We start from the raw sequence: 22022 nt of genomic DNA, 5'->3' as shown, positions 1-22022 counted from the left end.
ATGGCCGAAACGAAGCTCAGCGCACCGGAGCAGGCGATCGTGGCACGCGCCATGCGGCGGCTGATCCCCTTTATGGCGTTGCTCTATTTCATCTCCTTCCTCGACCGCGTGAACGTCGGTTTCGCGGCGCTGACGATGAACAAGGACATCGGACTTTCGGCGAGTGCCTATGGCTTTGGTGCGGGCATCTTCTTCATCGGCTATTTCCTGTTCGAGGTCCCGTCGAACCTGATCATGCGGCGCGTCGGCGCGCGGATCTGGATCGCGCGCATCATGATCAGCTGGGGCCTCTTGTCGGGTGCGACGGCTTTCGTCACCGGGCCGGTCAGTTTCTGGATCGTCCGTTTCCTGCTCGGCATTGCCGAGGCCGGTTTCTTCCCGGGCATGATCCTGTACCTGACCTTCTGGTTCCCGAAGGAAGTTCGCGGCCGCGTGATGGCGGGCTTCCTGATTGCGGTGCCGCTGTCGAGCGCGATCGGCGCGCCGCTTTCGACCTTACTTCTCGACACCAGTATCTTCGGCCTCGCGGGATGGCAGAGCATGTTCCTGATCGAAGCCATCCCAGCATTGCTCCTCGGTATTGCGGTGCTGTTCCTGCTGCCCAATGGTCCGCAGGATGCCAAATTCCTGAATGATGCCGAGCGCCGGACCTTGATCGATCTGCTCGCGCGCGAACAGGCCGAGGCGCCGCATAGCTCGCTTCGTGCGGGTCTTTCGAGCCCGGCGGTCTGGCGTTACGCCTTCGTCTATCTGGGTCTTGTGGCTGGGCTTTACGGCTTCAGCTTCTGGGCGCCGCAGATGATCAAGGCGATGGGCACGCTCTCGAATATCGAGGTCGGGCTTTTGTCGATCGGGCCCTTTGCGCTCGGGGCGTTGGCGATGCGATATTGGGGGCAGCGCTCGGACCGCGACCGTGGCGGTCCGCTATATCTTGTCGCGCCTGCACTGCTTGGCGCGTTCGGCTTCTTCGCTGCGGCCTTTGCGACCACGCCTGCGGTCACGCTTGCGATGTTCGTCGTCGCGGCGCTGGGCATCTATGCCGCGCTTCCCGTATTCTGGGGCCGTCCCGCTGCGATGCTCACGGGGGCGGCCGCAGCGGGCGGGATCGCGCTGATCAACTCGATCGGAAATCTCGGCGGCTATATCGGTCCTTTCGCCGTGGGCTGGCTGCACGACCAGACGGGCGGCTATGCTGCCGGGATGATCGCACTCGGCGCGGGGCTGTTGGCGGCTGGCCTGCTGGCTGTCGAAGGCCGCCCGCGCCGTTAGGCGCTGCCGCTCCCGGTCGCAGTAACACGCCGAACCGTCGCAACTGATTGCCCAGATGGGCGTACGGCCCAGCTGCCAGTGACGAACTCCAGGGACGTAAAAAGAAGGCCCGGCAAGCGGATCGCTTGCCGGGCCGAGGAAGGGGAGCGCGTCGGCTTTGCCGACCGGCGTGCGCCGTGATCGATCAATATTCGAAGCGGAACCCGACACGGAACCGGCGGCCGATCAGGTCGTGGAACACGCCGCTCGCGCCGGGGGCGAGGAAGGAGGCAAGCGCGACCCTCGGCGGATCGCGGTCCAACAGATTTTCGACCGCGACATAGAATTCGGCTTCCTTGCCGCCAGGCCTGATCTTGAAGGTCTGCGACAGATCGAAATAGGTGACACCCTTGATCTTGTTATTGTCGATCGTTGGATTGGCCGCCGTTGATGTCGGACAGGCCGAGGTGCATTCGATATTGCGATTGTCGAGCACGCCAGCGCCGACACGGCGCATCGTGAGCTGGGTGCGCATCGCGTCGCTGTCATAGGACAGGCTGTTGAGCCAACGCCATTTCGGCGGCGCCCCAGCCCCGAGTGTGCCGACCATCCCCAGATAGTCGATCGTGCCGCCCAGCGCTGTGATCGTACGCTCGCGCGTGTTCGATGCCAGCACGCGCAGGTTCACGCGGCCGGGTATGTCGATGCCGAGGTCGGACAACGCCCTTGAATAGCTGAGCTCATAATCGATCCCGCGGACTTTCTCGACGTTGGCGTTGAAGCCGGAGACGTTGACACGCGTGATCAGTCCGGCGCTGTCGCGGATCACCGAGGGGCAGAAGCCCGCCTGTCCCGCCGCGCAATTATCGACAATCTGCTGGCCTGATAGCGTCGTGATCGCGCCCTTGATCTTGGTATCATAATAATCGACCGAAAAGCTGAGCCCGGGCACGAACGACGGCTGCAGGACCAGACCGATCGTGTTGGTATTGGCGATCTCGGGCATCAAATCGGGATTGCCCTGGAGTACCTGTACCACGCCATATTGGGCGTTTGCATTCTGGGGGTCGACCACGATCAGCGTGTTCGCCTGTCCGCCGAGGAACAGGTCGTTGAGGTTGGGTGCGCGAATGTCGCGCGAGTGCGTGCCGCGAATCCGCACACCGTCGATCACGTCCCAGGTTCCGCCCAGCTTATAGGTCTTCACGGTTCCGCTGGTGCTGTAATCGGTGATGCGGCCCGCCAGGTTGAGGTCGAACGCCTTGAACAGCGGCACGTCGCGTACGATCGGAACCACAAGTTCGGCGAAGGCCTCTTTGACGCTGTATTTGCCGCGGCCGGGCTTGTAATTGCCCACCCAATAAGAACTGCTGATCGAAAGCGGATCGGCGTCCGCGGTGTAGGATTCGGTGCGATATTCCGCGCCCACCGCCAGCGAGATCGGCCCTGCCCAAAGCGAGAAAGGTTCACCCGTGATCGTGGCGGACGCGACCTCCTCCTTCAGCACGATGTGCTGCGCCGCGGTGCCGGTGGCATAAGCGCTCGCCGCATCGCTCGCCAGCGCGGTGCCGAACGGATTGAAGGGTACGCAGCCGTTCGTCGGGTTGGTTAGCGTCGAGCGGCAGACGATCTGGCCGGCTGTATTAAAGACGGCGTCGGTCGCGAGCACCACGTTCGGCACGATCGGGTTGTTCGAAACCTCGTTCAGGACGTGGCTCTTGCCATATTGGTAATAGGCTGCCCATTTCCAGCTGTCACCGAAACGACCGTCGAGACCGCCGACGATCCGCGTCACCGAGCGGTCGTTGCGCGGGTAGGGCGTGCCGAGCGATGTGAACACTTTGCCCAAAACGAACGGCGCTCCGGTGAATCCCTCGGGCAGATAGGCGTTGTCGGGCGCGATAACGACATTGCCGAGCGAGACATAGGATGCCGTGTCGTTCACCGTACGCGACTTCGAATAAGATCCCTCGACATAGGCGGTGACCCCATCGAGCACATCGTACGACAGGCGCGCGAAGGCGCTGCCATATTTGACCGGAACGACAAGCGGGTAACCGGCCCCGATGTCGTTCGGCGTGCCGCCGATCTTGTAGGGCGAGGTCGGCGTTCCGGGATTATAGGCAAAGGGCGTCCCGTCGGGCGCGAACGCCGTATTTAGCGCCCGCGGGCCCGATATGATGACGCCGCCGTCCGATGCGACCAGAAAGTCCCCGGTCGAGACGATCTGGCGCGGCTGGCCGTTGGTCGGGGTGTAGGTCGGATTGTTGACGACCTTCGAGCCATCGTACCAGTCCCGGTCGGTGAAATTGTCGACGCCGCCCTGAATGGCGCCGGAGAGATCGACGAGGAGATGACCGCGTCCGCCGGCGAAGGATTTTCCGAAGGTGATATTGCCATTATAGGTATGCGCATCGCCCTCGAACGCGCTGCCCGCGGACAGGTTGAGCTTGAGCCCCTCGAATTCGGTGTCGAGGACGAAGTTGATGACGCCGGCCACAGCATCGGAACCCCATGCCGCGGAAGCACCGCCGGTCACAACGTCCACGCGCTTGACCAATCCTTGCGGTAGCAGGTTGACATCGACGCCGCCGGTCGTGGTAGAAGGAACGACGCGGCTCCCGTTTAGCAAGACCAGCGTGCGGTTGATGCCGAGGCCGCGCAGGTTGAGCAGGTTCGCGCCGCCGGTGCCTCCGCCGACGCCGACGCCGCTGGTCGACGGATTCAGCGTGGGTGTCAGTTGGGGCAGGTCGTTCACGACATTGGCGATATTTGCGGGGGCCCGTCCCTCGAGTTCGGCTTCGCCGAGCACCGTCTCGGGGGTCGGCGCGGTAAAGCCGCTGCGGTTCACGCGGGTGCCGGTTACGACGATGCTTGCATCGTCGGCGGCTTGTTCACCGGCCGGCGCATCTTGGGCGAAAGCCGGTGCAGAGGAGGCGATCAGGGCTGCGATGGACACAGCTCTCCCGGTCATCGCAGAGCGATTCTTTGAAATCTTCATTTTTTTAACCTCCCAAAATGAGGGCTCGCGCCCCCTATTCAGCCGCCCGATCTGGTCCGGTCGACAAGTCCCAATTGTTGAAAAACGCGTTCCATCGCTGCCCGCATTTCAGGGGTCGGGGCAGGATATTCCTTGAGTGCAACGTTGCCGATGTAACCAATGTCGGCGAACCCGGCCTCGGTGGTGTAATAGCCACCGATGACGAGCCGCCGGAGCCGCTTCCAGAAGGTCGCGGTCGCAAGCTTGCTCGCGGGATCGGCGACCGTGCGGAGCACGTCTGCCTGCACGGCCTTGCTCGCGCCCGCGAAATCCTTCGCCCTACCGCTGCGCCGCGCCATCAGGTCGAGCCGGGTAAGGCCGTCGAAGATCAGCGCCTTGTCGGTGCTTTGTTCGGGGTAGGGGGCGCTCACCCACTCGTCGATCAGTTCGTGCACGCCGACTTGGCTCGCCGCAGGAACTGCGCCTTCGCGCGGCAGGATGAAGTCGACGATCGCGCGCGTCGCCGCGAGCTGGCTTTCGGTCATCAACCGCGGCCAGGGCACGACCGGATTGTTCATGTCGGGATCGCGGCCATAGCCCGGCACGATCGGGCCATCGGCCGCGCCGAAGTGGATGCCGTAATAGTGCGCCGTGCCGAGGGCGGCAGCGAGCGCCCCGGTCCATACCAGCGCCGCGCGGCGGTCGAGCATCGGGCCCTTGACGGGATCGTCGTTCGCCGCGGTCACAACTCGTCCCTTTCGGCCAGATCGGCGATGTGCGAGGCGGTACGCCAGCTTAGCGCCAGGATCGACAGCGTCGGGTTCTTGTCGGGACTTGACACCATCACCGCCCCGTCGGCGACGAACAGGTTGCGGACCGCCCAGCTGCGGCCATAGCCGTCGACAACCGAGTCTTTCGCGCTGCTGCCCATCCGCGCGGTGCCAACCTCGTGGATGATCTCACCGCCCTTAGAGATCGCCTTCCTGCCGTCGCGTTCGACGGGGCCGATCGGTTTGCCGCCCATGCGGTCGATGACCTCGAGGAAGGTGGTGATCGCGTGCGCCGCCTGCCGGGTCTCGGCCTCGCCCCATTTCCAGTGGAAGCGGAGCACCGGGATGCCCCATTTGTCCTTCACCTGCGGGTCGAGGTCGGAATAGCAGTCGTCATTCGGGATCATCTCGCCGCGCGAGCCCATGCGTATCGTGCCACCATAACGCCGGCGCATCATCGCGCGCAGTTCGGGACCGTTCAGTCCTTGTCCGTCATCGAGCCAGTCGACCAGCGCCATCGACGGCATCATCCGACCGCCTTGCATCTCGACATGATAGCCGCGCGGAAAGTCGAGTTCCTTTCGCGCCTGCATGCCGTGCCCCCACCAGGGGATATAGGTGTGCATGACGCTCATGCCGTCGTCGTTGGTGACGGGCATATCCTCGAGCGCGGGGATGTGCGCCGTGATGCGGGTGCCGACGCTGTCCATCAGATAGCGGCCGACGAGGCCCTCATCATTGCCGAGCCCGTCGGCGAACTGGGAGGATTTTGAGTTGAGCAGGATGCGCGCGGTTTCGCCCGCGCCCGCCGATAGTATGACCGCCCTGGCGCGGGCGCTGTGGTGCTCGCCGGTCTTGCGGTCGATGAAGCTGACGCCGGTCGCCTTGCCCGATTTGTCGAGATCGACCTGATAGACCATCGCATCTGTCCGGACGGTCAGATTGCCCGTCGCCAGCGCGGGGGGCAGAAGCACCGTGGTGCTCTGGAAATTGGCGCGGATCGAGCAGCCGCGGATGCACGAGGTTGCGTAAAAACATGGCGGACGGTCACCGAGTTGCTGCGTCAGGATCGCGGCGTGCACCGGCGCGCTCGGGATGCCCATGCTGGCGTAGGCGCGCGACACGAGCAGTTCGTGCAGCTTCGGCGGCGGCGCAGGCTGCAGGCAGCCTGCGGGCGAGTCCGGAATATTCTCCAGCCCCTGCGGCGGTCCGCCGCACACCCCTATCAGCCGCTCGACCTTGTCGTACCAGAGCGCGATCTCTTCATAATCGACCGGCCAATCGAAGCCGAGCCCATCGCGGCTGTAGGGCTTGAAATCATAGGGGCCGAAGCGCAGCGAGATGCGACCCCAATGGTTGGTGCGGCCGCCGAGCATACGCGGGCGCCACCATTTGAATGGCTCGGACCCTTCGGCGACGGTATAAGGCTCTCCGGGAATGTCCCAGCCGCCGTCGATCGTCGCGTCATAATAGCCGAATTGCTTATCCGGTGTCGGCTCACCGCGCAGCGGGGCTTCCGACGGCAGGTTGAACATCGGCGTTTCGGTGAGCGGATCGTAATTGCGGCCTGCCTCGAGCATCAGCACTTTCAGTCCGCGCCGCGTCAGTTCATAGGCCGCCATGCCGCCCCCGGCACCCGAGCCCACAATCAGCACGTCGAAGGGCTCCGCGGCCATGATTTATTCCGCCGCCATCGGCAGGCGCGCCGGACCGGGCACGTAAGATTCCAGATCGGCGCTATCGAGATCGACTGTCCGCCCGGTTTCGGCCGAGAGATAGAGGCCCATCACCATCCGGACGACCTCGACGCCGTCCTCGAAGGTTTCGATCGGCGTGCGGCCGTGGCGGAAACATTCGACCATGTGGCGGTTTTCGGCGGTGTAGCCATAGGTGCCTGCCTCATCCTCGACAATCGGCATCAGCCCCTGTTCGGCATTTTGCTTCTCGACCAGATCCTCGCCTCCGCCGCCCTGGATCTGGCGGCTTAGGAAGACCTTGAGCGCCGGATTGAGCGACGAAAATTCCATCGCATACTCGCTGCCGAGCAAGGACAGGTCGATGCGCAGCCCCGCGCCGACATAGGCCCAGCTCGTGCTCGCCTCGATCACCAGCGGCGCGCCGTCTTCGTCTTCGAGCGTGATCGTCGCGCGGGCGAAATCCTCGACCGGATGGCGGAGCAGATCGACGCTTGCGCCATATTCGCTGCGCAGCTTCGCAGCATGCTGCGCGCGGCTCCATTTCAGATAGCCGATCGATCCCTGCACGCTTTTGACCTTCAGGCTCGATCGCGGCGCGCCGGGGCGGGTGAGGAGGAAGCGGCCGACCTCTACCGAATGGCACATCATGTCGGACATCACCCCGCCGCCCTGACGGTCGCCCTGCCAGAACCAGGCCTCGTGCGGCCCCGAATGTTCTTCGGCCGCGCGCGCCAGATAGGGGCGGCCGGCGGCGGGGACCGCGCGGCGCCAGATGACGTCCTTGCCGCGCTCTACCGCGGCGGCGAAGACCTGATTTTCGAGATAGCCGTGCGACAGCCCGGCGTCCTTGACGAGCCGCAGCATCTCGCGCGCTTCGGCGAGGTTGCGGCCGAGCGGCTTTTCGCAGGCGATTGCACGGACATTCGAGCGGCCCGACTTCACCGCGGCGTGAATCGCGCGCATCGTCTCCAGCCGGGTGTCGTTCGGCGCGAGCAGCCAGATGGCGTCGACGTCGGGCGCGGTCAGAAGCGCCTCGAGGGTGGCGTGCGCGGTGCAGGGGCCAAGCTCCATGTCGTTCGCGGTATCGGCAAAGGCGGCGCGCTTTGCGGGCGTCGGGCTATACACGCCGCTGATCGCGGCATTGCGTATATTGTCGAAGCTTTTGAGATGGAAGCGGGCAATGAATCCCGACCCGATAAAGCCGATGCGCAAAGAAGGCGGGGGAGGCGGAGGAGTTGTCATTGTTCGGGAGCACCTTGCTGGAAACGGGCGCGCTCGACCGCAGCAGCATATCCGCCGGTACGGCGGTCACGCAACGCGACGAGCGCGAAGATCAGGCTGACGAGCAGCGCGAAAGGAACGAGGTAGCGGAAGGCGAGGAGCCCGCTGCGGTTCTCGGCGGGGTGGAGCAACTCGGCCGCCGCCCTGGCGGCCGGGCCATTGGTTTGGTCAGCCGCCACGCGGCGGAGGAAGTCGCCGGTCGCTTCGGGGAGCTGCGGCGCGGCAAGGATCGCCTGCGCTTCGGCGCGCAGTTTTGGATCGGCGGCGGGCGCCGACACGACCTGCTCGGTCAGCGCGCGCGCCGGGGCTGCCTCGATCGCCTGCGGCAGGTGCCGGTCGGCGATCGTACCGAGTAGCGGGGTCGTGACCAGCCCGACTGCGAGCGATCCCGCCGCCGCCATCAGCCCGAGCCCGAGCGCGCCGGTCTTTGGCGTGCGTTCGGCGACGAAGCCCATCATCGTCGGCCATACCATCGAGATGCCGATCGCAAAGACGAGCGCGGCGGCGATCGTCTGCGCCAAGCCGCTCGCGTAGCTCAGCCAGAGCAGTCCGAGCCCTGCGGTCGCGGCCGACACGCAGAGCAGCACGACGGGCGAGACGCGGTCGAGGATCGTATGCGCATTGCCGCGCGCAATCGCCATCACCCCGTTGATCAGCACGAGGACGAGGATGCCGTGCATCCCGCCGGCCTCGAGCACCGCAGGGATCCAGCGGTTCGGACCGAGCTCGAGGCTCATCGTGATCGCCATCAGGCCAAGGAACAGCCAGAAGATCGGCGTGGTTCCGACCGCGCGAAATGCATCGCCCAGCCGCGCACCCGCCTCGGCCGCTTCGGTCGCGGGAAAGCGCGGGCCGGTGAAGAGCCATGTGTAGAGCAGGGTGGGCGGTACGACGATCGCCATCATCCAGCGCCAGTCGAGCCCCGCCATCGTCCACAGGATCAGCCCGCTGATCACGATGCCGCCGGGGAACCAGAGGTGCAGCCGGTTGAGCATTGCCGCCTTGCGCTCTTTATAGAGCGTCGCGATGAGCGGATTGCACACCGCCTCGACCATGCCGTTCGCGATCGCAAGGACAAGCGCGCCGACGAAGAGGCCGGTGAAGCCGCTCGCCGATACGATCAGTGCAACGCCCGCGATATGGCCGAGCGCGGCGAGGCGCATCAGGTTGCGCATGCCGAACGCATCGCAGAGCGAAGAGAAGCCGATCTGCGACACCGCCATGCCCCACAGGCCAGCGCCGCCGATCAGCCCGATCTGGCCATTGTCGAGGAGAAATGCGCCCTTCAATTGATACATGATGCCGCTGAGCGCTGCGAAACTGAAGGCGAGCGCGCAGATCGCGGCGCAGGCGCCTGCGAACAAGCGACGGTTGTCGCTGTGAGTGTCTTCCATCCTCTCCACCTTCGATTCGTCTTGCTTGACGGCTGCTTGATGTAATCGTTAACATAGGCGCGTGTCAGGGCAATGGTATTTGCTGCCGCGCGATGTGCCGGACGGAAGCGAGTCTTTGCCGATCGGTTCAGAGTGGGGCTTTGACAGGCATTCGCTTGGATCGCTCTGGCCAAAGAATATTCTTGCGGGCAAACCGGCGGGACCGCGATTTGGGAGGTAATAGGTGGCGACGATCAAGATGGTGGCGGAACGTGCGGGGGTCTCGACGGCGACCGTATCGCGCGCGCTCAGCGAGCCCGACCTCGTCCAGCCCGAGACGCGTCGCCGCGTCCAGGATGCGATCGACGTGCTCGGCTATGTCCCAAATTTCGCGGCCAAAAGCTTGCGCACACTGCGGACGCGTAAGATCGTCGTGATGGTCCCCGACGTCTCGAACCCCTTCTTCGCCGAAGTGATACGCGGCGCCGAGGATGCGGCGCAGGCGGCGGGCTATTCGCTGCTGCTCGGCGATACCCGCGACGACGCGGATCGCGAGGCGCAATATGCCGACATGCTGCTCCGCAAGGAAGCCGACGGGCTCATCTTTCTCGGCCACCGCGTGCCAGGAAAGCTCGGCAAGCTGATCCAGCAAAAGGGTTTTTCGGCGCCCGTGGTCAATGCATGTGATTTTTCGCCGGCGCTTGGCGTGGCGAGCGTCCATATCGACAATGCGCGCGCCGCGGCCGATGCGATCAATCTTCTGCTCTCGATGGGGCATCGCCGGATCGCGCTGCTGGCCGGCCCCGACAGCAGCCATTTGACGCGCGAGCGGCTCGAAGGCGCTCGCCGTGCCGCAGCCATGGCGGGTGTCGCCGATCAGTTGGTCGTCGCGCATGGCGACTATACCCTCGAGTCCGGCGTCGCGCTTGCGGCTGCGGTTTTCGACACCGACACGCCCCCGACCGCGCTCTTCTGTTTCAGCGACGAGGTCGCGATCGGCGCGCTTGCGACCTGCCGCGACCGCGGGATCGTTTGCCCCGACGACGTCTCGATCGTCGGCTTCGACGACGTGCGTTATGCACGGTTCCAGAGCCCCCCGCTGACGACGATCAGGCAGCCGATGAAGCGGATCGGGATGGAAGCGGTCGAGCTTCTGCTGGCGGTTCTGAACGGCAGCGCGGGCGAACGTCCCTGGATCACGCTGCCGCACGATCTGGTCGTGCGCGGGAGCACCGGGCCTGCCACGCAGCGCCGATAGGAAAGGCGCTTCGCAGCGGATGATATCGAAAAAAAATGTAATGGATTACATATAATTCCGCCAAAAGAAGGCGATAAGGACGATAGGGAGAGACATATGAGTGTGCAGCATTCCGGGCCTCTTGGGCGCGAGCATCAACTTGGGCGCCGAACGATATTGGCGGGCGGGCTTGCCGCGCTTGCGGCAGCGTGCGCCCCCGGGCGACCAAGCCGGTTCTTTGCGCCGGGTGACCCGCCGATCGGCGTCCAGCTTTATTCGGTTGCCAAGGAACTGGGCGAGGATCTCGACGGTACGCTCTCCGCAATCGCGAGAATCGGATATCGCACCGTCGAACTCGCGGGCTATGCGGGGAAGACGCCACAGGAATTGCGCGCTGCGCTCGACCGCGTCGGGCTGCGCTGCACGAGCGCGCATGTCCCCGCCAAATCCTTTCGGCCCGCACCGCGCACGCTCGACGACGATCTCGATATTCTAGCGGCCGAAGCACGCATTCTGGGCTTTGACACCGTCATCATGCCGCTCTTCGTCACCCCGCCGCACCTGCCGATGAAGCTCGATCCGGGTGAAGACGTCCGCAAGATGGTGAGCGGCGTCACCGCGCGGATGACCGAGGCCGACTGGCGCTGGACGGCCGACTATATGAACGACAAGGGCGCAAAGCTGAAAGCGCGCGGTCTTCGCTTCGGTTTTCACAACCATAGCAACGAGTTTATCCCGCTCGGCGAGGGGACGGCGATGGACTTTCTCGTCGCGAATACCGATCCCTCGCTGGTGTCGTTCCAGCTCGATTGCGGCTGGGCGGTGGCGGCGGGGGTAGACCCTGCCGACTTCATCCGGCGCCATACGGGCCGGGTCAGCGCTTTGCACGTCAAGGATGTCGCGGCGACGAACAAGCCGAATGTTCTGCTCCAGATGGATCCCGCCGAGATCGGGCGCGGTGTCACCGATTGGCCGAAGCTGCTCGCTGCGGCGCGCGCCGCCGGCGTCGATCGCTTCTTCGTCGAGCAGGAAGCGCCATATGTACGAGCCGTACTGGATTCGCTGCGCGACAATTTCACCTATCTCTCAGGCGTCGTCGCATGATGCGGCGCGCGCTTGTTGTCGCCGCAATCCTGGGCGGCATTCCTGCAGCTGCTGGACAAACGCCGCCGGCCGGGATGGTCGCGAGCCCCTGCGAGGGACTGACGCCGCAAATACCCGAGGCCGTGAAGGCTTATATCGGGGTGATATCGGGCCTTGTGCAGACCGCGACGATACCGCCGCCGCCACCCGAACTTGCCGCCTATCGCCAGGCCAATCTCGACGCGCGCAAAAATGATTGGGCCGATCTTTGCCGGTATCGCGCCGACAATGCGCGGCTGCTCGCGCTGCCGGCGTCCGAACGGCGCGTTGTCTTCATGGGCGATTCGATCACCCAGAATTGGGGATTGGACGACCCGGGTTTCTTCAGCAGCGGTATCGTAAACCGCGGGATCAGCGGGCAGACGACGCCGCAGATGTTGCTGCGCTTTCAGGCCGATGTGGTCGTGCTGAAGCCGGAGCTTGTGCACATCCTGGCGGGGACCAACGATATCGCCGGCAATAGCGGGCCGAATGCACCCGAGGATTATAAGAATAATATTCGCGCGATGGTCACGCTCGCCAAGGCGAACGGCATCGACGTGATCCTGGCCTCGATCCCGCCGGCGGCGCGTTTCGCGTGGAAGCCCGAGCTGCAGCCAGCGCCCAGGGTTGCCGAATTGAACGCGTGGCTGAAAGCTTATGCCAAGGCCGAGAAGGTCGAATATCTCGACTATCATAGTTCGCTGACGATGCCCGACGGCGCCCTACAGCCCGCGCTCACCTTCGACGGTATCCACCCCAATCATGCGGGCTACCGGGTGATGGTATCGCTCGCGCGGAAGGCGGTCATGACAGGAAAATAGCCATCAGCGCCGGGCGGGAAGCGCCGCGGCGATGTCGACCGGCGCGACCGGCGGCATAGTGCGGATCGTCACGCCGCCACGCTTTGCGAGCGGCTCGATCCTGGCGATCGCGGTGGGAACATCGTCCATCAGCCGCGGGAGCGGGACGAACGGGCCGTCGAGCGGGCGCAGGAAATTATCCCAATGCGTCGGGATGACCAGCCTTGCGCCCGTCGCGCCGACCGTCTCGCGCCAATAGCGTTCCACGAAATCCGCTGGCTGACCGCCCAGTCCGCCGATTGCGAGGAAGACGACGTCGGCCTTCACGCCGCGATACATGTCCGGCACATAATTGGCGCTGGCATGGACCAGAATGCGCAGTCCCCCATGCTCGACCAGATAGGCGTAGGTTCCGCCATTCTTGTAATCCTGCGCCTTCGCGGGCGGGCGGATCGGGCCGGTGATCACGCCGGGAATGCGGTCGCCGGGTGAATGGAGCGATCGGAAGGCGGTGACACGGAAGCCGCCGGCGTCGAAACGTTCGCCGCCCGCAACCAGCCGTGTACGGTCTGCCGCGACGCCGCTGCCGAGCGCGATCTGCTGCGTTGAGGCTGACCCGATGACGATCGCGCCGGTACGCCGTGCGATCGCCGCGGCGTCGAGGCTGTGATCGTAATGGGAGTGGGTGATGAAAAGCAGGTCGATCTTGTCGACCTTGCCGCGCGTCAGCACGCTATCGACCCGTGCAGCGTCAGGGCCGATGGCGCCGAACAGGACATCGCGCATGCCCGGGCGTGAGAGCAAGGCGTCGATCATTACCGCATGGTCGCGATCGCGCAGGAGCAGGGTGGTGGCACCAAAAAACTGCGCGTGCAGAGCAGGCGACGGGGACAGCGAAATAGGTAGTTGCTGCGACGCCGGTGGTGCCGGAGGGCTTCGAAGCTGCCAGGCGATCCAGCCGCCTGCGCCGACGATCAGAGTGAAGAGAACAATAAGGACGGGTTTCAGACGCCGCCGCATCAAGTGAGCCTGCTGCCCGACGCCCCTTCGAGAGAAGCTCTTTGCGCAAATTTTGCCACCCGCTCCGCATATCGTTTTTTCTCATCGGTACAATAAGCGGATCGTGGTTCTCCGCTGTCGGCAGCCTTCCGCGAACAGATGGCAAAGCAACCGTGCCGATGGGCAAAGCCGGTTATGTTCCGGACACCCGGATGAACCGCCAGAAGGATGGCAGAGGGGCGTCTTGAGCGCCGAATGGGGAGGTCCATGATCGACTTTCGAACTGCCGTTTGCGCCTGTCGGATCCGGGCAAAATCGCCGAACTCGGCGATGCGGTCGAGCGGATGAGGATGCCCAGGAGTAGCGCGAGATCTCGCTACAGTCTCGAAGCCCTGCCAGTCCGATCACCTTGACGATGTTGAGGTGCGCGGCATCGTAATATCGATGGGCTCGACCCTCCGCTGACCAAGTTCGACGGGTGACTTAGGCGTCTTCCAATGTGTTACGGCGTGGCGCCAAGGATGAACATCCAATCCCTCTTGTTCCAAGGCAGTTGCTGTTAGTTTGCCGCTGGCATGGTTGCCTTCTGCTGGAGACAAAGCCTTACCAAGGGCGGTGCCTCCAAATAGTCTCCGACTATAGAAAGCCGGAGATTGGGTGGAGGGTTGGAATCCCTTCGCCGGCTCCAGTTTTACAGCAAAATCAAAACTTGTGCCGGCAACGCTTGAGGCAGGCCGGGCTATAAAGCCCGTTGCCTTCACATTGTCCCCTGCTCGATTCGCGACAAGGATCGGCGCGTGTGGCCTTATTGGCTATCGACTGGTAACGATGGCAACGGAATGTAGATGCTCTGCGGCACCATATATTCGAGCATGCCTTCCATGCCGTTTTCGACCCCGAAGCCGCTCTGCTTGTGTCCTGCGAAGGGGGTGTCGGGGCGGAGCATCAGATTCTGGTTGATCCACACCGTGCCGGTTTCGAGCCGGCGCGCGATTGCGACGGCCTGATCGACGTCTTTCGACCAGACGGCGCCGGCAAGGCCATATTCGCTGGCATTCGCCCGGTCGATGACCTCGTCGAGTTCGCGAAAGCGCATCATCGGCAGGACGGGGCCAAAGGCTTCTTCCTGCACCACCGCGGCATCCTCGGGCGGGTTGTCGATGATCGTGACGGGGATGAAATAGCCGCCGGTATCGGGGCCGGCGGGCCCTTCGACGAGCGTGAGGCCGGCGGTTCGGGCATCGTCGATCAGCGCGGTCACCCGGTCGAACTGGCGGCGGTTCTGCAGCGGGCCGAGGACGGTGCCCTGTTCGCTTCCGTCGCCGAGCTTGACCGCCTGCGCAATCGCCGCGAGCCGGTCGCGCAGGGCGTCATAGATGCTGTCGTGGACATAGAGCCGCTTGGTCGCCACGCAGATTTGCGCGCTGTTGAAGAAGGCGCCGAAGAAAATCTTCTGCGCCACATCGTCGAGGTCGACGTCGGGCATGACGATCGCGGCGTCGTTGCCGCCGAGTTCGAGCGTCAGGCGCTTCAGATCCTTCGCTGCGCTTTCCATCACGCGCTTGCCGGTCGCGGTCGAGCCGGTGAACGAGATTTTCGCGAAGCCGGGGTGCGCGGTCATCAGCGGGCCGAGCGCGTCGGCGCCCGAGACGATGTTGAGCACACCCGCCGGAAACACGTCTTTCAGAAGCTCGCCGATCTTGAGCATGCAGAGCGGGGTGAAGGGCGATGGTTTGAGGACGATCGTGTTGCCCGCGGCGAGCGCGGGGGCGATCTTCCAGATCGAAAGATTGATCGGGAAATTCCACGGCGAAATCGCGCAAACGACGCCGAGCGGAACATAGCTCGTCTCGATCCGCTGTCCGTCGCCCTTGTCGATCACATGGGTCGGCGGTGTCATCGCCGCATAGGCGCGCAGCCACGCCACCGCGATGCCGACTTCCGACAGCGCGCCGTCGGTCGGGCGTCCCTGTTCGCGCGTGAACAGGCGCGCGAGCTGCTCGGCGTTGGCGGCGAGAATGTCGGCCGCCTTGAGCAGGCACGCCTGCCGTTCTGCGATCGGTACCGCGCGCCATGTCCTGAACGCGCGCTGTGCGGCGCTCACCGCCATATCGAGCTGCTCCGCCGAGCAATCGGGCGCGGCGGCGAAGACCTGTCCGGTCGCGGGGTTGATCACTTCGATCTGCGCGTCGCTGGTGACCAGCACGCCATCGACGAGCATCGAATAGCCGGTTTCGAAATTCATGGGAGCCTCTCCTGCGATCCGATTGACTCGGATTAAATGAGTATTTAAACCTCGATTAAATGAACATTTAAATCGCGTCAAGGAAGGCGCGGCGACGCAATCGGAGGGGCGACGGGGCACGATGGCCGAGGATATGACCGACCAGCCGGCGACCGCGCAGCGCATCGTCGAGGCGGCGCGCAGCCTGATGATAGAACGCGGATTGCTTGAGGTATCCATCGCCGACATATCGGAACGCGCGGGGACCAATGTCGCGCTCGTCAGCTATTATTTCGGCAATCGCGAGGGGCTGATGATCGCGATCATCGAGGGTGACGCGCGGCGCGCTTCGGGGCATCTCGAACGCTTGCTCGCGGCCGATATCTCGCCGACGGCGAAGATGGAAATCCACGTCAAGGGATTGATCGAAGCCTATTTCGAGCGGCCTTATCTCAACCGCCTGCTCCAGAAGCTGCTCCGCGAGGCGTCGCCCGAAGCCTCGGCGAAAGTCGGTGCGAGCTTCGTCCAGCCGGTGATCGAGGCGCGTCGCGCGATCATCGCCGACGGCGTCGCGCGCGGAGAATTCCGCCCCGTCGACGCCAATCTCGTCAGTTTCGCGATCGATGGCGCGTGCGCTCATCTCTTCTCCTCGGTGCAGTCGCGGCGCACCATCCTCGGCGACGGCTCGCTCGAACATGATCTCGTCGAACGCTATACCGCGACGGTCACCGGTCTGGTCGTCGGCGGCATGCTCATGCGCTAGAGTCCTGACCCTAGCTGGCGAGCGCAGCCTGCGGGTTGAAACCGAGCGTCGCCGAATAACCGCCGTCGACGCCGATCGACTGGCCGCAAACGAAAGAGGCGGCCTCGGAGAGCAGCCAGACGATCGCCGCGGCGCTTTCCTCCGGCGTGCCGAAACGGCCGATGGGATGCATCTTCGCTGCGCCGCGCATCGCTTCCTCATTGCCCTGCAGGACGCGGTGGAGCATCGGCGTTTCGGTGCCGGCCGGCGCAACCATGTTGATGCGGATGCCGCGTCCGGCATTCTCCACCGCCGCCGAGCGGGTGAGCGCCCAGACCGCGTGCTTCGACGCGGCATAAACCGACTGGCCGACGAGCCCGGTGAACGATCCCACCGATCCGATATTGACGATGGCGCCGCCGCTCTCGCCCATCGCCGCGATCTCGGCGCGCATCGCAAAAAAGACGCCGCGCGCGTTGACGTCCATGATCTCGGCATAATCGGCATCGGTCAGTCGATGCATCGGGGCCAGCTGCCCCTCGACTCCGGCGTTGTTCACCGCACCGTCGAGGCGGCCGAAGCTGTCCGCGGCGGCCGAGACGAAGGCGTCGACCGCTGCGGACGAGCGCACATCGACGGGGAGTCCCAGCGTGCGCGGTGCGCCGGCACGCGCGGCTTCGCCGGCGACTGCTTCTGCCTTCGCGCGGTCGCGGGCGCCGACGACGACGGTCGCGCCCGCCTGTCCGCAGGCGATTGCGGTCGCGCGTCCGATGCCCGTCGAGCCGCCGACGACGAGGATGACCTTGTCCGTGAGCACGGGCGCGATCAGGCGGCGCGGGCGATCTGCGGGCGCGGCGCGCTGTCGCCCAGATAGACGCCGGGTGTCGCGCCTACCGGGCGGTCGCGCTCGAAAGTCTGCTCGCCGTTCACGAAGATCTGGCGATATCCCCCGGCGCGCGCTTTGCGCCGCCAGTCGCCACCGGGCTGGTCGTGGACGACGTCGAACCGGTCCTGATCGAAATAAAGTTCGCCAAGATCATAGACGAGGATGTCGGCCGCCATACCCTCGATCAGCGCGCCGCGGTCCTTGATGCCCATGGCGCGCGCGGGCTGGTAGGAGAGGCGGTAGTGCATCTCCTCGAGCGAGAGGAAGTCGTTGTCGCGGACGAGCCACAGGATCAGGTCGGTGGTCCACTGGCCGCCGCTGAAATTCTTGGTGTGCGCACCGCCGTCCGACGCGCCGGCGAGGACGCGGCCGTTCGACAGCAGATCGGCGACTTTCGCGGGGTCGATTGCGATTCCCGGCGTCTTGAGCTCGATCCGGAGGTCGCTTTCGAGCGCGGTGTCGATGAAGGCGTCGACTTCGCTCTTGCCTTCGGCCGCGGCGATCTCGCCCAGCGTCTTGCCGAGATAGTTTTTGGCATCGTTCGAACCGGTGCCCATGCCGATCACGGTGTAATCGGCGAGGCCGCCCGCGGTCGCCTCGAACATCACCGGGTCATAGCTTTCGTTGAAACGGCGGCGGAATTCGGGATCGAGTAGTTTCGCGCGCTTGTCGGCAGGATCCTTGCAGAAGGTCAGTTCGCGATAGACGTCGAGCGCGTCGAGCGAGCAGCCCGGCGAGTTGAACAGCTCGGTTTCGTTCCACGCCCGGCAGATGACCGTCGCGGCGTACATCTCGACCCCCTCCTCTTCGTTCATCGCGTCGAGCCATGCCATGCTCTGCCGGTGGAGGTCGGGCGTATATTCGCTGACCGAGAAGACGTTGTGAAGGATCGGGCGGCCCGTCTCGCGCGCCAGTTTCTCGCTGATCGAGCGGTCGCCGACCGGACCGATCTGCGAGATCACCTGGATGATCCCCTCCTGCCGTTCCTTGAGCGCGGCGGCCATTGCGGCGGCATCGTCGGGGTGCATGATGTCGGTCGGCATCGGCGATCCGTCGACATCGACATGATTATTCTCATGCCCCATGAAGCTCAGCGACAGGCCGCAGGCGCCGGCATCCATCGCTTCGTGGATCAGGCCCTTGATCCGGTCGATCTCGGCCGTGGTCGGGCGGCGGTGCTTCGCCTCCTCGCCCATCACATAGAACATCACGGCGTTGAGCGGCAGGAACATGGTGAGGTTCACCGCCTTGGGCGTCCGCCGCATCGCTTCGACGAGTTCGGGAAAGGTCTCCCACGACCAGGGGAGGGCGGTCTGCATCTGGATCGCCGGCACCTGCTCGGTCGTTTCCATCATCAGCATCGCACGTTCGCGGTCGTGCACATGGACGGGCGCGAAACCGAAGCCGCAATTGCCGGTGACGACGGTGGTGATGCCGTTCTCGCCCGCGTTCGAGCAGGTCGGGTCCCAGAAAATCTGCGCGTCATAATGGGTGTGGGTGTCGATATGGCCGGGCGCGACGACCAGCCCTTCGGCATCGACGACGCGTGCCGCGCCGGGATCGGCGATATGTCCGATCCGCACGATCTTGCCGTCCTTGACCCCGATGTCGGACCTGAAGCGCGGAAAGCGCGTGCCGTCGATGATCGTCCCGTTCTTGATGACGAGGTCGAATCCGTACATGACAAATCTCCCGGTATGTCGTTATCCGGGAATAATGCGACAAAAATTCATTTTCGTCAAATTTTGGGATTTTCTGCGGATTATGATCGATACGGAACTCGAAACCGAGGTCGCGCGCCGGACACAGGCCCGCATATTGGACGCCGCGAATCAGGTGATCGCGAAGGTCGGATACAAGCGGCTGCGGATGGAGGCGGTGGCGAAGGGCTCGGGGATCACGCGCCAGACGATCTACAATTATTTCCCGAACAAGCAGCAACTCGCGACCGCGGTGCTGCTGCGCGAGGGGGCGCTGGTCAACGAGCGGGCGAAGGAGAATATCCCGAACGATCTCGAGGGCGAGGCGCTGCTGTCGGCGGCGGTGCTCGCGCTGGTCGATGCGGCGCGCGCGATGCCGATCTTCGAAGGGCTCTTCGAGGAGGGGTCGATGGGCTATGTCAACGAACTCGCCGAGCATTCGCAGGTCATCGAACGGATGATGCACGATTATTGGGCGCCGGTGATCGAGCGGATCGCGGCAACGGGGCGCGTGCGCACCGATATTGCCGCCGAGCGGATCGAATGGTGGCTGAGCTTCGTCTATCGCGCGCTGCTTCAGCGCCCGGCCGAGGATCTCGACGACCGCGCCGGCATGGACGCGCTGGTTCGCAACTTTCTGGCGCCGGCGGTGATGTCGCGCTGATCAGGCCGCGACCGGGGTGACCGTCACCGGAATGCCGTCGATAAAGGTCGTGCCCGAAACGAGCTCGACCGCCGCCGGGCCCAGCCCGAGCAGCAGGTTGATGTTCGCGCCGGGCAGGGTGTTCGCGTGACGCCAGCCGCCGTTATGGCCCCATCCGTGCGGATAGCAGACCGCGCCTTCGACGACATCTTCGCTGATCTCGACCGCGACCTCGACCGAACCATGTTCGTTCGCCACCCGCGCCTCGCCGCCGTCGCTGAGCCCGTGCCGCGCCGCATCTGCGGGATGGACGAGCAGGGTCGGGCCCTGCGAACGGGCCAGCTTTTCGGGGTTGTGCATCCAGCTGTTCATCGACTTGAGCTTTCGCTGGCTGAACAGCTTCAGCGTCCCGTCGCCGGCGGGCGACGAATGCTCGGCGGCGAAGCGGGCGAACTCGTCGGCGATGATCGGATGCCATAGACGGATCCTCCGGTCGTCGGTGGCGATGTGGTCGGCCCAGCCGTCGTAGGTCAGCGGGAGGTCGAGCATCGTCCCGTGCGGCATCCCGGCGAGCTTGGCGAAACTCAGCGCCGCCTTGCCGCGGCGTTTGCCGAGCGGGCCATGGCGCAGCGCGAGCTCGACGAGGGTGAGCGGGGTGATCGACAGGCCCTGCCGTTCGAGCCAGCGCAGGCCCGGCGTCGGCGCGATCGAGCCGAGCCCCATGCGCGCGACGAGGTCGTCGAAAATCGCCTTTTCCTCGCGCGCCTCGCCCATCGGCGGCACCGCGGCGCGGGCGTACTGGATATAGGGGCGCACCATGTGCGACAGCCCGATCAACGGAATATCGTCCTTTTCGAGGAAGGTGGCCGCGGGAAGGATATAGTGCGCGAAGCGGTTGGTTTCGGTCACGTACAGATCGACCGAAAAAAGGAGGGCGAGCGACTCGAGTGCCCTTTCGAGCCGCTCGCCCCCCGGCGCCGACAGGACGGGATTGCCGGCGATGACCATCATGGCGCGGACCCGGCCCTCGCCGGGTTCCAATATGTCGTCGGGAAGCGCGGCGGCGGGCATCAGACCCGCGACCACTGGCAGCTTGCCGATGCGGGTGCGATGTTCGCCATAACCCGACAGCGGTTCGGCCCCTTCGGCGAGCGGAAAGGCACCAAAGGTCGATCCGCCGACCTTGCCGAACTTGCCGCCGGCGATGTTGATCACGTCGAGCAGCAGATTGGCGATCGTCGAAAAACGGCCGCGGCAAAGGCCGACGCGGCCGTACATCGCGGCGCGCGGGGCGGCGGCGAAATCGCGCGCCAGTTGTTCGATGTTGTCGCGCGCGATGCCCGTCGCCATCGCGGCCTGGTCGAGGTCGATGCCGCCGACCGCCGCGCGCAATTCGGGCCAGCCCGAGCAGTGGGCGGCGAGGAAGCTTTCGTCGACGACGTCCGTGTCGATCATCACCTTGAGCATCGCGGCATGCAGCCAGGCGTCGGCGTCGGGCTGAATCGCGATATGCTCATATCTTTTGGCGGTTTCGGTCCGGCGCGGGTCGATCACGATCACCCGGCCGCGTTCGGCAATGGCGTCGAGATCGTGGCGCATCCGCGGTGCGGTCAGCAGGCCGCCGTGCGAAACCAGCGGATTGGCACCGGTTATGACGAGGAAGTCGCAATTGGGCAGATCGGGGATCGCGTTGCGAAAGGCGACGCCATAGAGGATCCAGCTCGCCAGATGGCGCGACGTGCTGTCCTGCGACCCTGCAGCATAGAATTTGGTGCTGCCGATCCGCTGCAGGAACCATTGGCTCGACATGAAAGTGTCGGTCGAAAAGGCGCCGGGGTTGCCGAAATAGGTCGCGACCGCTTCGGGGCCGTCGACGTCGATGATCGCCTTCAGCCGCGCGGCGATATCGTCCAGCGCTTCATCCCACGAAACCGGGGCGAACTCGCCGGGACCGCCGATGCGTTTCAGCGGCCGCAGCACGCGGTCGGGGTCGTTCGCGATGTCGACGATCGCGGCCCCTTTGACGCAGATATGCCCCTGCGTGTGCGGGTTGTCGCGGTCGGGAGAGAGCTTGACGGGGCGGCCGTCCTCGACCGCGATTACGGTGCCGCAAAAGGCCTCGCACAGGCGGCAGAAGCTGGTCGTCTCGGTTCGAATCGCGGCGCCGTTCGCCAATTCACCCTCCATCCACTTCGTCGAAAATCCGCGGAATCGCTTGTTAAATGAGCGTTTAAAATCCCGGTTGACAGAATAAAATACGACGAATATCTATTTTTGTCGTGTCGGGGATATGCGCTACTGTGGCGCGGGCTGGCAA

General features: G+C 64.5%; 16 protein-coding genes. 6 read left to right on the top strand and 10 right to left on the bottom strand.

Annotated features, from left to right (window positions below; genetic code table 11):
- Window positions 1-1269 carry an MFS transporter gene (locus V6U71_RS18605; protein ID WP_411339833.1) on the top strand — a complete coding sequence of 423 codons (1269 nt, stop codon included), beginning with the start codon at window positions 1-3 and terminating at the stop codon, window positions 1267-1269.
- Between the two features lie 184 nt (window positions 1270-1453).
- Here V6U71_RS18605 and V6U71_RS18600 read toward each other — a convergent pair whose 3' ends face one another.
- The 5 genes from V6U71_RS18600 to V6U71_RS18580 all read right to left on the bottom strand — a co-directional run bounded on the left by V6U71_RS18600 (window position 1454) and on the right by V6U71_RS18580 (window position 9370).
- Window positions 1454-4207 carry a TonB-dependent receptor domain-containing protein gene (locus V6U71_RS18600; protein WP_411339832.1) on the bottom strand — a complete coding sequence of 918 codons (2754 nt, stop codon included), beginning with the start codon at window positions 4205-4207 and terminating at the stop codon, window positions 1454-1456.
- Between the two features lie 80 nt (window positions 4208-4287).
- Window positions 4288-4974: a gluconate 2-dehydrogenase subunit 3 family protein gene (locus V6U71_RS18595; RefSeq protein WP_411339831.1), complete on the bottom strand. Its 687-nt coding sequence runs from the start codon at window positions 4972-4974 to the stop codon at window positions 4288-4290.
- Window positions 4971-6674: a GMC family oxidoreductase gene (locus tag V6U71_RS18590; protein ID WP_411339830.1), complete on the bottom strand. Its 1704-nt coding sequence runs from the start codon at window positions 6672-6674 to the stop codon at window positions 4971-4973. The genes V6U71_RS18595 and V6U71_RS18590 overlap by 4 nt, the downstream gene beginning before the upstream one ends.
- A 3-nt stretch (window positions 6675-6677) precedes the next feature.
- Window positions 6678-7907 (bottom strand): Gfo/Idh/MocA family protein, encoded by a 1230-nt coding sequence (locus V6U71_RS18585; protein WP_411339829.1) that lies wholly within the window; start codon window positions 7905-7907, stop codon window positions 6678-6680.
- Window positions 7908-7933: 26 nt separating this feature from the next.
- Window positions 7934-9370, bottom strand: a complete 1437-nt coding sequence (locus V6U71_RS18580) for an MFS transporter (RefSeq protein WP_411339828.1) — start codon at window positions 9368-9370, stop codon at window positions 7934-7936.
- A 223-nt stretch (window positions 9371-9593) separates the two neighbouring features.
- On the opposite strand from V6U71_RS18580, the gene V6U71_RS18575 reads away from it, so the two are divergent.
- The 3 genes from V6U71_RS18575 (at window position 9594) to V6U71_RS18565 (ending at window position 12532) form a co-directional block, all read left to right on the top strand.
- Window positions 9594-10607 carry a LacI family DNA-binding transcriptional regulator gene (locus V6U71_RS18575; RefSeq protein ID WP_411339827.1) on the top strand — a complete coding sequence of 338 codons (1014 nt, stop codon included), beginning with the start codon at window positions 9594-9596 and terminating at the stop codon, window positions 10605-10607.
- Between the two features lie 156 nt (window positions 10608-10763).
- Entirely contained in the window at window positions 10764-11690 is a 927-nt protein-coding gene (locus V6U71_RS18570) for a sugar phosphate isomerase/epimerase family protein (RefSeq protein WP_411339826.1), read from the top strand.
- A gap of 74 nt (window positions 11691-11764) precedes the next feature.
- A complete protein-coding gene (locus tag V6U71_RS18565) occupies window positions 11765-12532 on the top strand; it encodes an SGNH/GDSL hydrolase family protein (RefSeq protein ID WP_411339825.1) in 768 nt (255 codons plus the stop codon).
- Between the two features lie 3 nt (window positions 12533-12535).
- Here V6U71_RS18565 and V6U71_RS18560 read toward each other — a convergent pair whose 3' ends face one another.
- Together V6U71_RS18560 and V6U71_RS18555 are read right to left on the bottom strand one after the other, a co-directional pair.
- Entirely contained in the window at window positions 12536-13531 is a 996-nt protein-coding gene (locus tag V6U71_RS18560) for an MBL fold metallo-hydrolase (protein ID WP_411339824.1), read from the bottom strand.
- A gap of 784 nt (window positions 13532-14315) precedes the next feature.
- Entirely contained in the window at window positions 14316-15755 is a 1440-nt protein-coding gene (locus V6U71_RS18555; protein WP_411339823.1) for an aldehyde dehydrogenase family protein, read from the bottom strand.
- 133 nt (window positions 15756-15888) lie between these two features.
- Between V6U71_RS18555 and V6U71_RS18550 the strand changes: the two genes are divergently transcribed.
- Window positions 15889-16497, top strand: a complete 609-nt coding sequence (locus V6U71_RS18550; RefSeq protein ID WP_411339822.1) for a TetR family transcriptional regulator — start codon at window positions 15889-15891, stop codon at window positions 16495-16497.
- A gap of 10 nt (window positions 16498-16507) precedes the next feature.
- Here V6U71_RS18550 and V6U71_RS18545 read toward each other — a convergent pair whose 3' ends face one another.
- Entirely contained in the window at window positions 16508-17293 is a 786-nt protein-coding gene (locus V6U71_RS18545; protein ID WP_411339821.1) for an SDR family NAD(P)-dependent oxidoreductase, read from the bottom strand.
- A gap of 8 nt (window positions 17294-17301) precedes the next feature.
- Window positions 17302-19044 carry an N-acyl-D-amino-acid deacylase family protein gene (locus V6U71_RS18540; protein WP_411339820.1) on the bottom strand — a complete coding sequence of 581 codons (1743 nt, stop codon included), beginning with the start codon at window positions 19042-19044 and terminating at the stop codon, window positions 17302-17304.
- An 82-nt stretch (window positions 19045-19126) separates the two neighbouring features.
- Here V6U71_RS18540 and V6U71_RS18535 point away from each other — a divergent pair, with 82 nt between their 5' ends.
- The gene (locus V6U71_RS18535) at window positions 19127-19726 is read left to right on the top strand and encodes a TetR/AcrR family transcriptional regulator (RefSeq protein ID WP_411339819.1); all 600 of its coding nucleotides are present in this window, start codon (window positions 19127-19129) and stop codon (window positions 19724-19726) included.
- Here V6U71_RS18535 and V6U71_RS18530 read toward each other — a convergent pair whose 3' ends face one another.
- Entirely contained in the window at window positions 19727-21892 is a 2166-nt protein-coding gene (locus V6U71_RS18530) for a molybdopterin-containing oxidoreductase family protein (protein WP_411339818.1), read from the bottom strand.
- Between the last annotated feature and the right edge of the window lie 130 nt (window positions 21893-22022).

It is taken from the genome of Sphingopyxis sp. J-6, from assembly GCF_046603995.1.
Taxonomy (GTDB): domain Bacteria; phylum Pseudomonadota; class Alphaproteobacteria; order Sphingomonadales; family Sphingomonadaceae; genus Sphingopyxis.
Note: the sequence above shows the minus strand (reverse complement) of the source record. Positions and strands in the feature narration are given on the sequence as shown.